Origin of the sequence: Pandoraea cepalis (assembly GCF_902459665.1) — a bacterium.
Lineage (GTDB): Bacteria > Pseudomonadota > Gammaproteobacteria > Burkholderiales > Burkholderiaceae > Pandoraea > Pandoraea cepalis.
The window spans coordinates 194,769-209,265 of sequence record NZ_CABPSL010000003.1; the positions used below are offsets into that span (position 1 = coordinate 194,769).

At 66.4% G+C, this 14,497-nt stretch carries 11 protein-coding genes; 10 read left to right on the top strand and 1 reads right to left on the bottom strand.

Annotation, left to right across the window (positions count from 1 at the left end; all coding sequences use genetic code 11):
- Positions 1-421 precede the first annotated feature (421 nt).
- From PCE31106_RS07095 to PCE31106_RS07110, 4 genes are all read left to right on the top strand, one after another.
- A complete protein-coding gene (locus PCE31106_RS07095) occupies positions 422-1,108 on the top strand; it encodes a DUF2848 domain-containing protein (protein ID WP_150562842.1) in 687 nt (228 codons plus the stop codon).
- A gap of 71 nt (positions 1,109-1,179) precedes the next feature.
- The gene (locus PCE31106_RS07100) at positions 1,180-1,893 is read left to right on the top strand and encodes a GntR family transcriptional regulator (protein WP_017234194.1); all 714 of its coding nucleotides are present in this window, start codon (positions 1,180-1,182) and stop codon (positions 1,891-1,893) included.
- 2 nt (positions 1,894-1,895) lie between these two features.
- Positions 1,896-3,281: an amidase gene (locus tag PCE31106_RS07105; protein WP_150562843.1), complete on the top strand. Its 1,386-nt coding sequence runs from the start codon at positions 1,896-1,898 to the stop codon at positions 3,279-3,281.
- A 221-nt stretch (positions 3,282-3,502) separates the two neighbouring features.
- On the top strand, positions 3,503-4,015 hold the full coding sequence (locus PCE31106_RS07110) for a disulfide bond formation protein B (protein ID WP_017234196.1): 513 nt from the start codon (positions 3,503-3,505) through the stop codon (positions 4,013-4,015).
- 95 nt (positions 4,016-4,110) lie between these two features.
- On the opposite strand, the gene PCE31106_RS07115 is transcribed toward PCE31106_RS07110, so the two are convergent.
- Positions 4,111-5,076, bottom strand: a complete 966-nt coding sequence (locus PCE31106_RS07115) for a LysR substrate-binding domain-containing protein (RefSeq protein WP_150553134.1) — start codon at positions 5,074-5,076, stop codon at positions 4,111-4,113.
- A gap of 190 nt (positions 5,077-5,266) precedes the next feature.
- Between PCE31106_RS07115 and xdhA the strand changes: the two genes are divergently transcribed.
- The 6 genes from xdhA (at position 5,267) to guaD (ending at position 14,364) form a co-directional block, all read left to right on the top strand.
- Positions 5,267-6,739 (top strand): xanthine dehydrogenase small subunit, encoded by a 1,473-nt coding sequence (gene xdhA, locus PCE31106_RS07120; RefSeq protein ID WP_150562844.1) that lies wholly within the window; start codon positions 5,267-5,269, stop codon positions 6,737-6,739.
- A gap of 12 nt (positions 6,740-6,751) precedes the next feature.
- On the top strand, positions 6,752-9,100 hold the full coding sequence (gene xdhB, locus PCE31106_RS07125) for a xanthine dehydrogenase molybdopterin binding subunit (RefSeq protein WP_150562845.1): 2,349 nt from the start codon (positions 6,752-6,754) through the stop codon (positions 9,098-9,100).
- Entirely contained in the window at positions 9,100-10,179 is a 1,080-nt protein-coding gene (gene xdhC / locus PCE31106_RS07130; protein ID WP_150562846.1) for a xanthine dehydrogenase accessory protein XdhC, read from the top strand. The genes xdhB and xdhC overlap by 1 nt, the downstream gene beginning before the upstream one ends.
- Before the next feature lie 86 nt (positions 10,180-10,265).
- Positions 10,266-11,306 carry an adenosine deaminase gene (locus PCE31106_RS07135; protein WP_150562847.1) on the top strand — a complete coding sequence of 347 codons (1,041 nt, stop codon included), beginning with the start codon at positions 10,266-10,268 and terminating at the stop codon, positions 11,304-11,306.
- Positions 11,307-11,582: 276 nt separating this feature from the next.
- Positions 11,583-13,007, top strand: coding sequence for an NCS2 family permease (locus PCE31106_RS07140; protein WP_254440943.1), 1,425 nt, complete (start codon positions 11,583-11,585; stop codon positions 13,005-13,007).
- Between the two features lie 19 nt (positions 13,008-13,026).
- Positions 13,027-14,364 (top strand): guanine deaminase, encoded by a 1,338-nt coding sequence (guaD, locus tag PCE31106_RS07145; protein WP_150562848.1) that lies wholly within the window; start codon positions 13,027-13,029, stop codon positions 14,362-14,364.
- Positions 14,365-14,497 lie beyond the last annotated feature (133 nt).

Consider the following 14,497-nt stretch of genomic DNA (forward strand, 5'->3'; position numbering starts at 1 on the left):
TGTTTTTGATGTCACGCCCGCCGCGCGCCGCTTCCCTGACGGGCCGCCGCGACGATGCAAAACGTGATGCTTGATGAAGGTGGGAAGCCGGCGGTGTGCCGCCGACTTGATTGACGTTGCGCTCGTTCGCCCGGTCGTCACTCGGGCATTGGCCGCCGGTCCGCTGTCCCGCCAATCCCCCTGAGGGGCGTCGGCCTCCGCGACCGTTTCGGCAAAAATCAGACGGATATCCAACCCAATACCGATGCCGATTCAATATACGCGATCGGCGAACACGCGCGCAACCCAGGATTGACGGGGCTTTTCATAAAAAATTCCCCATATTCGTCGCACACGACGAAATTTTTCCGCTTGCTTTTTGTCTTCCGACCTTGTGAAATATCACACAAATATCAATCGAATTTTACAGGAGTGGTCACGTATGCGTTCCCATCTGTCCTTCAGGGTGTCCGGCGACGGCCCCCATCCGTGCGTCGACGTGTCCGTCGACACGTTGATCATCGCCGGCTGGGCCGGACGCGATCGCGACGCCGTCGAGCACCACATTGCCGAGTTGGCCGCATTGGGCGTGCGCCGCCCGTCGAGCACGCCGTGCTTCTACCGACTGGCGCCCGCGTTGCTCGCGCAAGACGACACCATCGACGTCGTCGGCCAGACGAGCAGCGGCGAAGCCGAATGCGTGCTCGTGCGCCACGGTGGCGATTTGCTCGTGAGCGTGGGCTCGGATCACACCGACCGCGAAGTCGAAGCCTATGGCGTGACCGTCTCGAAGCAAGTCTGCGCGAAGCCGGTGGCACGCGACGCGTGGCGCTTTGCCGATGTCGCCGCGCACTGGGATCAGCTGATGCTGCGCTCCTGGGTGACGTGCGACGGCGAACGGCGCCTCTATCAGGAAGGCACCGTGGCCAGCCTGCTCTCGCCGCAGGAATTGATGGACAAACTCGGGCCGGATGGCCTGCCGGCGGGCGCCGCCATGTTCTGTGGCACACTCGCTGCCATTGGCGGCGTGGCTGGCGGCGAGCAGTTCGAGATCGAACTGCACGATCCGGTCCTCGGCCGCACGATCCGACATCGCTACGCCACGCAGGCGCTGGCGATTGCCGACTAAAGCCGACTGACGCCGACCGGCGCCCATCGAAGCGCCGACCCGACGCTGGCCGATAGAACCGACCCGCCCCGATGCCCAACGACACCCCCGACGACACGCTTCTCGCGGCCAATCCCGATGCGTCCGCTACCGCCACACCGCAGGCCGCCGCAGATGGCCGCAGCCTGACCGAGCGCGCGTACGACGCGATCAAGCACGACATCATCACGCTGCGTCTACGCCCGGGCGAGACGCTCAACGAAGCGCAGTTGATGCAGTCGACGGGACTCGGACGCACCCCGGTGCATCAGGCGATGCACCGCCTTGCCCTCGAAGGGTGGGTGGTGATCCTGCCGCGCAAGGGGGCGATGGTCGCGCCGGTCTCGCTCAACGATGCGCTCGAGATCATCGACGTGCGCATGATCAACGAGACGTATTGCGCGGGGCTGGCCGCGCGCGCCGCCACGCCGGACGACCTCGCCGCCATCGAAGCCGTGCTGGCACGGTCTCAGGCGGCCATCGCCGCACGCGACGTGGCGGCGATGATGCGCATCGACCGCGACTTCCATCTGGCCATCTCGCGCGCCTCGCGCAACCAGACGCTCGCCGAGCTTCTGCGCGGTCTGCACGAGCGCTCGCTGCGATTCTGGTTCCTCGCCCTGTCGACGCCCAGCCATATGGAAGACGTCTACGAGGAACACCTCGAACTATTTGAAGCGCTCGCCGCGCACGATGCCGAACGCGCCCGCCGGGCCATCGCCCGGCATATCGAAGAATTCCGTACCCATATCCTGAAAGCGATCTGACCATGAGCACCGACGCCATCGATCTGCAACGCCCCCTTTCCGACCTCGCCGCCGCGCTCGACGCCGGACGCACCACCAGCCGCGCATTGACCGAGCAGGCGCTCGCGCGCATCAATGATCCGGCGGGTCAGGGCAACGTCGTCTTCACGCAAGTCGATGCACAAGCCGCGCGCAGCGCCGCCGACGGCCTCGACGCCCTGCGCCGGGCCGGTGCACGTCTGTCGCCGCTGATGGGCGTTCCCGTGTCGGTGAAGGATTTGTTCGACGTCGCCGGACAAGTCACGCGCGCAGGGTCCAAAGTCCTGTCGAACGCCGCCCCGGCCAAGCACGACGCCCTCGCCGTGGCGCGCCTGCGTCAGGCCGGCGCCGTCATCATCGGCCGCACCAACATGACCGAATTCGCCTTTTCCGGACTCGGCCTGAACCCGCATTACGGCACGCCGCGCTCGCCGTGGCAGCGTCAGGCCGGGCACATTGCCGGGGGATCGTCGTCGGGCGCGGCCGCGTCGGTGGCCGATGGCATGGCGGCGGTCGGACTCGGCACCGATACCGGCGGCTCGATCCGTATTCCGTCGGCCTTCTGCGGCCTGACAGGCTTCAAGCCGACGGCGGCGCGCACGCCGCGCGACGGCGCCCTGCCGCTGTCGACATCGCTCGACTCGGTCGGCCCCATCGGCCGCTCGGTCGATTGCTGCGCCTGGGTCGATGCGATTCTCTCGGGCCATGCCGTCGACGAGTCCCTGCCGCCGCCGCGCGACGTTCGCGGCATGCGCCTGGGCGTCTTGACGAACTTCGTGCTGGACGGGGCGGAACCCGCCGCCATCGCGATCTACGAGCGCGCCCTCGCCACGCTCGCCAGGGCGGGGGCGACGCTGGTGGAATTCCAGTTCACGCCGTTCGAACAATTGCCCGCCATCAATCGATTCGGCTTTTCGCCCATCGAAGCCTTCGCGTGGCATCGCAAGCTGCTGGCCGAGCGTGCGCAGGACTACGATCCGCGGGTGCTGGTGCGCATCCGCAAGGGTGAGCCGGCCAGCGCCGCCGACTACATTGACCTGCTGAACGCCCGCGCCGCGCTCATCGCCGCGGCGACCCCTGTCTGGCAGGGATTCGATGCGGTGTTGTGCCCGACCGTGCCGCTCACGCCACCGGCCATCGCGCCGCTCGAGGCGAACGACGACACGTTTACGGCCACCAACGCGCTGGTGCTGCGAAACCCGACAGCCATCAATATGATCGACGGCTGCGCGTTCTCGCTGCCGTGCCAGGCCGAGGGCGAAGCGCCCATCGGCCTGATGGTCAGCGCCGCGGCGGGCGACGACGCCCGCCTGTTCCCGGTCGGACGCGCCATCGAGCACGCCCTGCGCTCGGCAGGCCTGGGCGGTTGATGTTGGCAGCGCGGGCGGCGGCACCGCTCGCGCTGCGCCGCAACACCGGGCCATGACCGTCGACGCAGCGTCCGCAACCGTCTCATTCTCGGGCAAATAGTTCCGCAACTTTTCGACTCACGCACGCCTCGGGCTGGGGTTACAATGCCAGCCCAAGTGCCTGCCGCCCGGCGTCATGTGGGGTTGAGCGGGATTCGTGATGGCCTACCGCCCGAAGTGAAATGAACGCTCAAATCGACCCGGCCCTGCGCCGCGAACGCCTGCGGTACCTCCTGCTCACCGTCGTCTGCCTCGCCCTGCTGGGCGGCGCGCTGTACTTCCAGTACGTGCGTCACGAGGATCCGTGTCCGCTGTGCATTCTGGCGCGTTACGCGCTCGTGCTGATCGCGATCTTCGGGCTGGCCGGCGCGGTCTCGCGTGGCTGGGCGGGTATTCAGTTCGCGCGTGTGCTCGCCGCTTTGTCGGCGATCGGCGGCATGGCGGCGTCGGGGTATCTGATCTACGTGCAGGCCAATCCGCTGGTGAGCTGCGGGTACGACGTGGTCGAGGCATTCGTCGATGCGTTGCCGACGTCGCGCCTGCTGCCGCAAGTCTTCCAGGTTCAGGGGATGTGTCAGACGATGTACCCGCCCATCCTCGGTCTCACCCTGCCGATGTGGTCGCTCGCCGCGTTTGTCGTGATCTTCCTCTCGCTGGCGTTGCATCGTCCGCGCCGCGCGATTTCGCTGCGCTGAGCGTCACGCGTCTCCCGGGCCGCCTGCCTCCGGGCAGCGGCCTCGTCTCGCCTCACCTTTAGACGTCCGGTCGTTCAACCGTCCGTTCCCCGCCGTCAAGGTCGCGCCAGCACGGGCGCCGGCGTCCCGCCGCCGTTCGCGGCATCAAGCTCCGTTGCCACCTCCGCCACGCGCCGGCGCAGCCACGTCACCTCCGGTGCGGCATGCGTGCGCTCGTGCCATAGCTGATAGAAGCGCATCGGCGGAAAGGCAAAGGGCGACGGCAACACGCGAATCGGCAGATAGCGGGCATAGTGCTGCGCAAACTGCCGCCCGGTCGTGAACACCAGATCGGTGCGCATCAGCACGTACGGCACGAGTCCGAAGTAAGGCATCGTCATCTGGATATTGCGACGCAGGCCCTGCTCGGCCAGACATCCGTCGATAAAACTCTGGCGCTCAGCCACGTAAGGCGTCGGTGCCAGATGCGGTAATTCCAGATAATGCTTAAGCGAAATGCCCTTGTTCGCGAGCGGATGCTGCGCGCCCAACATGCAAACCACTTCGTCGTCGAACAGCCGGGACATGTGCAGTTGCGGCGGCGGCTCCAGCCAGTTGCCGATCACCACGTCGAGCGAACCGTTCTCCAACGCGCCCGCGTAGTCGAAGGCGGTGTTGATCGGCTGCACGTGCAGCCGCGCCGAGGGGGCGTCACGGCGCAGCACTTCGGCGATGTTGGGCAGGAAGACGGCGTCCAGGTAATCGGGGGCACCGAGGCGAAACGCCCGCGTGGTGGTCTGAGGCGCGAATTCCGTAGCGGGATGGGTGATGCGCTCGATGGCGGCGAGCGCGTCGGTGGCGTAGCCCAGCAACTCCCGGCCACGCTCGGTCGCTACCATGCCGCTCTTGCCGCGCACGAGGATGGCGTCACCCGTGATCTCGCGCAGGCGGCGCAGCGAGTTGCTGATGGCCGGCTGCGACTGGCCGAGCTTGAGCGCAGCGCGTGAGACACTCTGCTCGGTGAGCAGTGTGTGCAGTACCCGCAGCAGGTACGCGTCGATCTGTTCGCGGGGTCTTTGCATGGGGCGGGCGCGCTCTGCGAGGCTTGGGGTCGAGCCATAGTTTATGACAATGCCACGTCATCGGGGCGACCGAATAGCCATCATCATGGCCGCGAAATATTTACCCCCGCCGCCGGTGCTATCTTCGGCTCATTCCCACGCCGGCCATGTCCCGGCGCGCCCGCAATCCCACTGCACTACACTGAGAACCATGGAGACACAAGCCATCCGCTTCTATTACCGCGGCAAGGTGCACGAGGTCACTGGCGAAGCCACGACCCGTACCGTGCTTCAGTACACGCGCGAAGACCTGCACTGCACCGGCACCAAGGAAGGGTGTGCCGAGGGCGACTGCGGCGCCTGCACCGTCGTGATCGGCGAACTGGCCGACGACGGCAACGTGGCGCTGCGCGCGGTGAACGCCTGCATCCAGTTTCTGCCCACGCTCGACGGCCGCGCGCTCTTCACGGTCGAGGATCTGCGCGCGCCCGACGGCGCGCTGCATCCGGTGCAGCAGGCGCTCGTGGACTGCCACGCCTCGCAATGCGGCTTCTGCACGCCGGGCTTCGTGATGTCGCTGTGGGCCATGTACGTGAACCGCCCCGAGCAGGCCGGCTGCCCGACCCGCCGCGAGATCGACGACGTGCTCTCCGGCAATCTGTGCCGCTGCACCGGGTATCGTCCGATCGTCGACGCCGCCCAGCAGATGTTCGACCTGCCGCGCCAGGAATTCGACCGCGCGGCGCTGGCGAAGCAGCTCCAGGCGTTGCAACGCGACGACACGCTGTCGTATTCGCACGACGGCCAGGTCTTCCACGCCCCGCGCACGCTGGCCGAGCTGGGCCGCCTGCGCGCCGCCTACCCGGACGCGCGCCTTCTGGCTGGCAGCACCGATGTCGGTCTGTGGGTCACCAAGCAATTTCGCGAGTTGAAGCATCTGATCTATATCGGACAGGTGGCGGAACTACGCGAGATTTCGGAGGGTCCGAACGGCCTCTACATCGGTGCGGGGGCGCTGCTCAACGATGCGTTCGATGCGCTCGTCACCCACTATCCGGATCTGGCCGAGCTGCGTCAGCGCTTCGCCTCGTTCCCGATCCGCAACGCCGGAACGCTGGGCGGCAACGTCGCGAACGGCTCGCCCATCGGCGATTCGATGCCCGCGTTGATCGTGCTCGGCACGCGCATCGTGCTGCATCGCGACGGGGCCGTGCGCGAGATGCCGCTCGAAGACTTTTACGTCGCTTATCAGAAGAACGCGCTCGAGGCGGGCGAATTCGTGCAGGGCATCCGCGTACCGATGCCCCCGGCGGTGCAACGCTTTCGCACCTACAAGCTGGCCAAGCGTTTCGATCAGGACATCTCGGCGGTATGCGCGGCCTTCGCGGTCGAACTCGACGGCGAGATCGTGTGCTCGGCACGCGTGGCCTTCGGCGGCATGGCGGCCACGCCCAAGCGCGGCAGCGCCATCGAAGCGGCCCTGATCGGCCAGCCCTGGACCGACGCCACCGTGCGCGCGGCAATGTCGGCCTTGCCCGCCGACTACCAGCCGCTCTCGGACATGCGCGCGACCAGCGCCTACCGGCTCGCCGGCGCGCAGAATCTGCTGTATCGTTTTTTCCTGGAGACGCGCCTCGATGCGCCGCTTGCGGCACACGAAGTCAACGCGTTCGCCAACGTCTAACCGGAGTTGCCCATGAACACGCAAGTCGAAGGCTTCATGACGCAGACCGGTGCCGCGGCAGGCGCCAGCGCACAGGTGGGCCGCTCGCGGCCCCACGAGTCGGCCGAACTCCACGTGGCCGGCGAAGCCACCTACACCGACGACATCCCCGAACTGCAAGGCACGCTGCACTGTGCGCTCGGGGCGTCGCCCAAGGCGCATGCACGCGTGCTCTCGCTCGATCTCGACGCCGTGCGTCGGGCGCCGGGCGTGGTCGCGGTCTACACTGCCGCCGACATCCCCGGTGTGAACGATTGCGGTCCGGTCATTCACGACGACCCGATTCTCGCGGACGGCCTCGTCCAGTACATCGGACAGCCGATGTTCGCCGTGGTGGCCGAATCGCATGACGCGGCCCGCCGCGCGGCGCGTCTGGCCAAGGGCGAATACGAAGACCTGCCCGCCATTCTCACGCCACAGGCCGCCAAGGCCGCGGGGGCCAGCGTGCTGCCGCCCTATCAACTGCGCCGTGGCGACGCCGACGCCGCGCTGCAAGCCGCGCCGCACCGTCTGAGCGGCACATTCGAGTGCAACGGGCAGGAGCAGTTCTATCTCGAAGGGCAAATTTCGTACGCGATCCCGAAGGAAAACGACGGCATTCACGTCTACTGCTCGACGCAGCACCCGACCGAGATGCAGGCGCTCGTCTCGCACGCGCTGGGCTGGCACAGCCATCAGGTGCAGGTCGAATGCCGTCGCATGGGGGGCGGCTTCGGCGGCAAGGAATCGCAATCGGGGCTGTTTGCCTGTGTCGCCGCGTTGTGCGCCACGCGTCTGAAGCGCCCTGTGAAGCTGCGCCTGGATCGCGACGACGATTTCATGATGACCGGCAAGCGCCACGGCTTTTACTTTGAATACGACGTCGGCTTCGACGACGACGGCCGTATCACGGGCGCGAAGGTCGACATGACGCTGCGAGCCGGTTTCTCGGCCGACCTGTCGGGACCGGTGGCCACGCGCGCCATCTGCCACTTCGACAACGCCTATTTCGTGCCCGACGCCGACCTGCGCGCGTTGTGCGGCAAGACGAACACGCAATCAAACACGGCGTTTCGCGGTTTCGGCGGCCCTCAGGGCGCGCTCATCATGGAAGTCGTACAGGACGCCATCGCACGGCGCCTGGGCAAAGACGCGCTCGACGTGCGCCGCGTGAACTTCTACGGCAAGACCGAGCGCAACGTCACGCCGTACGGGCAGGTCGTCAAGGACAATGTCATTCACGAACTCGTCGCGCAACTGGAGCAGACGAGCGAGTATCGCGCACGTCGCGACGCCGTGCGCGCGTTCAATCGCACGAGTCCCGTGTTGCGCAAGGGCCTCGCGCTCACCCCACTCAAGTTCGGCATTTCGTTCAACGTGCAGGCCTTCAATCAGGCGGGCGCGCTGGTGCACATCTATCGTGACGGTTCGATGCTGGTCAATCACGGCGGCACCGAGATGGGCCAGGGCCTGAACACGAAGGTTGCGCAGGTCGTGGCGCACGAACTGGGCGTCGACCTCTCGCATGTGCGCGTGACGGCGACCGACACCAGCAAGGTGGCGAACACGTCGGCCACCGCAGCTTCGACGGGCGCCGACCTGAACGGCAAGGCCGCGCAGAACGCCGCATGGCAGATCCGCCAACGTCTGGCCGCGTTTGCCGCGCAGAAGTACGGCGGTGCGCCCGACGACGTGCAGTTCGCCAACGATGTGGTGAGTGCAAACGGCCACGACATCCCCTTCCCCGATCTGGTGGAAGCGGCTTATTGGGCCCGCGTGCAATTGTGGTCCGACGGCTTCTATGCCACGCCGGGCCTGTCGTGGGATGCCGCGACCATGAACGGCAACCCATTCTTCTACTTCGCCTACGGCGCGGCCGTCTCCGAAGTGGTGCTCGACACCCTCACGGGCGAATGGCGGCTGCTGCGCGCCGACGTGCTTCACGACGCCGGCAAGTCGATCAACCCCGCGCTCGACATCGGGCAGGTGGAAGGGGCGTTCATTCAAGGCATGGGCTGGCTGACGACCGAAGAACTGTGGTGGAATCAGGAGGGCAAGCTCATGACGCACGCGCCGTCCACGTACAAGATCCCCGGCATCAGCGATTGCCCAACGGATTTCCGCGTGGCGCTGTTCGAGAACACGAACGTGTCGGACTCCATCCACCGCTCCAAGGCCGTGGGCGAGCCGCCGCTGCTGCTGCCGTTCTCGGTGTTCAACGCGCTGCGCGACGCCGTGGCGAGCGTGAACGACTATCGGGACGAGCCGGTGCTCAATGCGCCGGCAACGTCCGAGGCGCTGCTCACGGCGATCACCGAGCTGCGCACGCGGAGCGCCGCCTGATGCATCGCTGGGTCGAGGCCGCTCACAAGCTGCTGGTCCGCGGCGAGGCCGCGGTACTGGTGACGATCGCGCGCGTGGAAGGCTCCGCGCCGCGCGAAGCGGGCACGCACCTGCTTGTGACCCGCGAGCACGTGTGGGAGACCATCGGCGGCGGCCATCTCGAATGGCGGGCGATGGACGTCGCGCGCCAGTTGCTGCGCCAGTACGGACAGCAAGGCGCGCGGCACGTCGAGCGTTTCGCGCTCGGCCCGAGCCTCGGACAGTGCTGCGGCGGCGCCGTCACCCTCGCCTTCGAGGTGCTCACGCTGACCGATCTGGCCTGGGTAAGTGCCCTGCACAAGCGGCTCGCAGCCGGCGAGGCCAGCTTGCGCAGCGTGGCGTTCGGCGCACCCGGGGCCGATGCGGCGGCCAGCCAGCAGCAAGGCGGCGCCGTCTTGCTCACGGCACTCGACCCGAACGAACCGCTCGCGCATCCGCACACGTTGACCCGCGACGCCGACGACGCCGCCTGCTCGTTCTGGCAAGCCAGCGATGGCTGGCTCTGGCTGAGCGAGCGGCTGGCGCCCAGCGATTTCCACATCGTGCTGTTCGGTGCCGGTCACGTCGGACAGGCCATCGTGCAGGTGCTGGCCACCCTGCCGTGCCGCGTCACCTGGGCCGACGAGCGGACCGAGACCTTCCCGGAAACGGTGCCGCCGAACACCGTCGTCGAGTCGACCGACACCCCCGAAGCCGTCGTTGACGAAGCGCCACCGGGCGCGTATTTCCTGGTCATGACACACAACCATGCGCTGGATCAGCGCCTGTGCGAGGCCATTTTCAAGCGCGACGACTTCGCCTACTTCGGTTTGATCGGCTCGATGACCAAACGTCGTCAGTTCGAGCATCGCCTGCGCGATCGCGGGGTGCCGCCGGAGCGTTTCGCGCAGATGATCTGCCCGATCGGCGTGGCGGGCATCACGGGCAAGGCGCCGGCGACGATCGCGATCGCGGTCGCCGCGCAACTGCTGCGCGTGCGCGAGCAACAGATGCAACACAGCGGACCGGCCGCGTCGCAGGACACCGGCGTCCACGTTTGAAGGCCCCCCAGCGCCCGGGACACCGGGTGACCGACTTTCGCGGGCGACGGTAAAATCCCGCCCATCCCCCTCATCAAGACCTAGTCATGCCACTCACGCCCGAACTCGCCAAGACCCTTTGCGCCATGCCCAAGGCGGAGCTGCACGTGCATATCGAGGGCACGCTGGAGCCCGAACTGATCTTCCGGCTCGCCGGGCGCAACCACGTCACGCTGCCCTACCCGAGTGTAGAGGCCCTGCGCGACGCCTACGCCTTCACCGATCTGCAGTCGTTCCTGGACATCTACTACGCGGGCGCGAGCGTCTTGCTCACCGAAGACGATTTCTACGACATGACCCGCGCCTACCTTGCGCGCGCGGCCGCCGACAATATCCGCCATGCGGAAATTTTTTTCGATCCGCAGACGCACACCGCGCGCGGCGTGTCGATGGCGACGGTGATCCACGGCATCGAGCGCGCGCTGGCCGAAGCCGAGGCGCAGCACGGCATCACAAGCCGCCTGATCCTCTGCTTCCTGCGTCATCTGCCCGAAGCGGACGCCCTGCAAACGCTGGAAACGGCGCTGCCGTATTTCAACAGCCACGGGCACCGGCTCGTCGGCGTAGGCCTCGATTCGTCCGAGCAAGGCCACCCGCCCGCCAAATTCGCGCGCGTGTTCGCGCGGTGCCGCGAGTTGGGGCTGCACCTCGTGGCGCATGCCGGGGAAGAAGGGCCGCCCGCGTACATTCACGAGGCGCTGGACGTGCTGCACGTCGAGCGTGTGGACCACGGTGTTCGCGCCATTGAAGACGAGGCGCTGCTCGAGCGTCTGGCTCGGGAAAAGATCGCGCTGACAGTGTGCCCGCTGTCGAACATCCGCCTCAAGGTGTTCGACCATATGGGTCAGCACACGCTGCACGCGTTGCTCAAGCGCGGACTGGCCGTCACGATCAACTCGGATGACCCGGCTTACTTCGGCGGCTACCTGAATGAGAACTTCCTCGCCACGTTCGACGCGCTGGACATGACGCTCGACGACGCTTACACGTTGGCAAGGAATAGTTTCGAAGCCTCGTTCATCGACGACGGCGAAAAACGACGCCTGATGGACGAATTAGCGCGTTTTCGCGCCGCCCAGGCGGGGTAAGCGTTAGCCGAGCCTTGTCGATCGGCCACCCCGAACCGCATCGAACCCCACAACGCCCGAAGGCCCTTCGGGCGTTTTTTATGCCGGCGCAACGCACACCGCGCCCCGATGCATCGCCACATCATCTCGCGATGATGTGGAACATGCCGCAAGGGGAATATTTTTGCCGGGGCCCGATGCTATTTTTCGAGCGTGCCCAGATAGGCGTCACGCGGTGCCCCCACACCCGCGGCGTCATGCGAGCACGACACCTTAGAACATCGGAGACAACACCCCATGGACTCATCGCTCAGCCCTCCTGCGGGCAGTGCCGCGCCCGAAGCGGCCCACGACAGCACGCGCGTGGCGGGCGCGCAACCTGTCTCGCCCCTCGACCGATATTTCGGCATCACCGCACTCGGATCGACGTTCCGTACGGAAGTGATCGCGGGTATCACGACGTTCCTTGCCGCGATGTACATCATCGTCGTCAACCCGGCCATTCTGTCGAAGACCGGCATGGCGTTCCCGGCGGCCCTGACCGCTACGGTGCTCATCAGCTTCTTCGGCAGTTGCGCGATGGGGCTCTACGCGCGCAATCCGGTGCTGGTCGCGCCGGGCATGGGGCTGAACGCGCTGTTCGCGTTCACGATGGTGCACGGCGTCGGCATGCCGTGGCAGACCGCACTCGGCTGCGTGTTCTGGTCGGGCATCCTCTTCGCGCTGCTCGCCGCGCTCAATGTGCGACGCTTCGTGGTCGAGGCGATTCCGGCGAACCTGCGCTATGCGATCTCGTGCGGCATCGGCCTGTTCATCACCGTGATCGGCCTCGTCAACGCCCGGCTCGTGGTGGGTGACCCGGTCACCGTCGTGCGGCTGGCCCACTTGTCGCCGCCGACCGTCACGTTCCTGATCGGGCTGGCGCTCACGACCGTGCTCGTCGCGCGCCGCGTGAACGGTGCGCTGATGATCGGCATCATCGCGACCACGCTCATGGCCATTCCGGTCGGACGTCTGTGGGGCGACGGCAGCGCGTATTTCCCCAAGGAAATCGCCACGGCCACGTTAGTGAACTTCCACGGTTTCTTCGCCGCGCCCGATTTCTCGGGTATCGGCCAGCTCGATCTGCTGGGTGCGCTCAAGGTCGCGTACCTGCCGTTCATCTTCGTGATGCTCTTCACCGCGTTCTTTGATACGCTCTCGACCTTCATGAGCATTGCCGAGGCCGGCAACATGAAGGATCGCGATGGCAATCCGCGCAATATGCGTCAGGCCATGATCGTCGATTCGTTCTCGGTGCTGATCTCCGGCCCGCTCGGCACGAGCCCGGCCAACGCCTACATCGAATCGGCCGCCGGCATTGCCCAGGGCGGACGCACCGGGCTGACCGCCGTCGTATGCGCCCTGCTGTTTCTGCCGTTCCTGTTCGTTTCCCCGATGCTCTCGCTGGTGCCCGCCATCGCGACGGCGCCGGCGCTGATCCTGGTCGGGGTGTTTATGATGGAGTCCGTGGCGCGCATCGAATGGCACCGCATGGACGAAGCGATTCCGAGCTTCATCGCAGTCGTGATGATTCCGATTTCGTACTCGATCACCGACGGTATTGCCTATAGCTTCCTCGCGTTCGTCGTACTCAAGCTGTTCACGGGACGCGTGAAGGAGATCAAGCCGGCGATGTGGATCGTCGCCGCGCTGGCAGTGCTGCTGCTCACGCAAATGTAACGACGCAAGGACCCTGTACATGTCCACGACACACCAAGCCCTGCGCGCTGTGCGCGCGCAACTGGTCTACTTCACGCACGATCCGTCGCGCGCCTACCTCGACGGCTCGCCCGGCACCGTGCACCAAACCGACGGCCTCGTCGCCTTCGAGAATGGGCGCATCACCGCCGTGGGCGACTACGCGAAGGTGGCCCCCACGCTGCCCGACGGCACGCCGATCGAAGATCTGCGCGACAAGGTCGTCACGCCCGGCTTCATCGACACGCACATCCACTATCCGCAGACGGACATGATCGCGTCGCCCGCGCCGGGACTGCTGCCGTGGCTCGAGAAGTACACGTTCCCGACCGAGCGCCGTTTCGAGAATCCGGCGTATGCGGCCGACGTCGCCCAGTTCTTCCTCGACGAACTGCTGCGCGTCGGCACCACGAGCGCGCTCGTGTACTGCACGGTTCACCCCGGCTCGGTCGACGCGTTCTTCAAGGCCAGCGACGCGCGCAATCTGCGCATGATCGCCGGCAAGGTGATGATGGATCGCAACTGCCCCGAATTCCTGCGCGACACGGCCGAGAGCGGCGCGCGCGACAGCGAGGCGCTGATTCAGCGCTGGCACAACCAGGGACGCCAGCTCTACGCGCTCACGCCGCGCTTCGCGCCGACATCGACCGAAGCCCAGTTGGGCGTTTGCGGCGAACTCGCCACGCAGTATCCAGACGTATTCATCCAGAGCCACGTGGCCGAAAACACCGACGAGGTCGAATGGGTGCGCTCGCTGTTTCCCGGGCATCGCAGCTACCTCGACGTGTACGACCACTACAAGCTGCTGCGCAAGCGCGCCGTGTACGGCCATTGCATCTGGCTCGACGAGCATGATCGTCGCCGCATGTTCGAAACGGGCACCGTCGCCGCGCATTGCCCGACGTCGAACCAGTTCCTCGGCAGTGGACTTTTCGACTTCGCGGCGGCGGAAGCGAGCCGCATGCCAGTGACGCTCGCGACCGACGTGGGCGGCGGCTCGACCTTCTCGATGCTGCAGACGATGAACGAGGCCCACAAGGTGGCGCGGTTGTCGGGCTATCACCTCTCGGCCGAACGCATGTTCTACCTGGCCACGGAAGGCGCTGCGCACGCGCTGGATCTGCACGGCACCATCGGCACGCTGGCCGTGGGCGCAGAGGCCGACTTCGTGGTGCTCGACCCGAAGGCCACCCCGCTGCTCGCCCGTCGCACGGCACTGGCCGAATCGCTCGAAGAGCTGCTGTTCGCATTCGCCATGCTTGGCGACGATCGTGCCATCGCCACGACCTACGCCGCCGGCCAGCCGGTGCATCGCCGCACTGACGCACTGACGCACTGACGCGCCTGGCGGGCGTTCGGGTCGTTCGAGACATTCGGGACGTTTGGGACGCGGCGAGACGTTGCAAGACGCGGTGAGACATCACGGAGCGTCACGACTTACGCGAGAGAACGCGCGCCGTCGCCTTGGCACG

Excerpts from the sequence above, each read along its gene's own strand:
- PCE31106_RS07100 (WP_017234194.1), top strand. The coding sequence starts at position 1,180 with ATGCCCAACGACACCCCCGACGACACGCTTCTCGCGGCCAATCCCGAT.
- xdhB (WP_150562845.1), top strand. The coding sequence starts at position 6,752 with ATGAACACGCAAGTCGAAGGCTTCATGACGCAGACCGGTGCCGCGGCA.
- PCE31106_RS07095 (WP_150562842.1), top strand. The coding sequence starts at position 422 with ATGCGTTCCCATCTGTCCTTCAGGGTGTCCGGCGACGGCCCCCATCCG.
- PCE31106_RS07105 (WP_150562843.1), top strand. The coding sequence starts at position 1,896 with ATGAGCACCGACGCCATCGATCTGCAACGCCCCCTTTCCGACCTCGCC.
- PCE31106_RS07135 (WP_150562847.1), top strand. The coding sequence starts at position 10,266 with ATGCCACTCACGCCCGAACTCGCCAAGACCCTTTGCGCCATGCCCAAG.
- xdhA (WP_150562844.1), top strand. The coding sequence starts at position 5,267 with ATGGAGACACAAGCCATCCGCTTCTATTACCGCGGCAAGGTGCACGAG.
- PCE31106_RS07110 (WP_017234196.1), top strand. The coding sequence starts at position 3,503 with ATGAACGCTCAAATCGACCCGGCCCTGCGCCGCGAACGCCTGCGGTAC.
- PCE31106_RS07140 (WP_254440943.1), top strand. The coding sequence starts at position 11,583 with ATGGACTCATCGCTCAGCCCTCCTGCGGGCAGTGCCGCGCCCGAAGCG.
- xdhC (WP_150562846.1), top strand. The coding sequence starts at position 9,100 with ATGCATCGCTGGGTCGAGGCCGCTCACAAGCTGCTGGTCCGCGGCGAG.
- guaD (WP_150562848.1), top strand. The coding sequence starts at position 13,027 with ATGTCCACGACACACCAAGCCCTGCGCGCTGTGCGCGCGCAACTGGTC.
- PCE31106_RS07115 (WP_150553134.1), bottom strand. The coding sequence starts at position 5,076 with ATGCAAAGACCCCGCGAACAGATCGACGCGTACCTGCTGCGGGTACTG.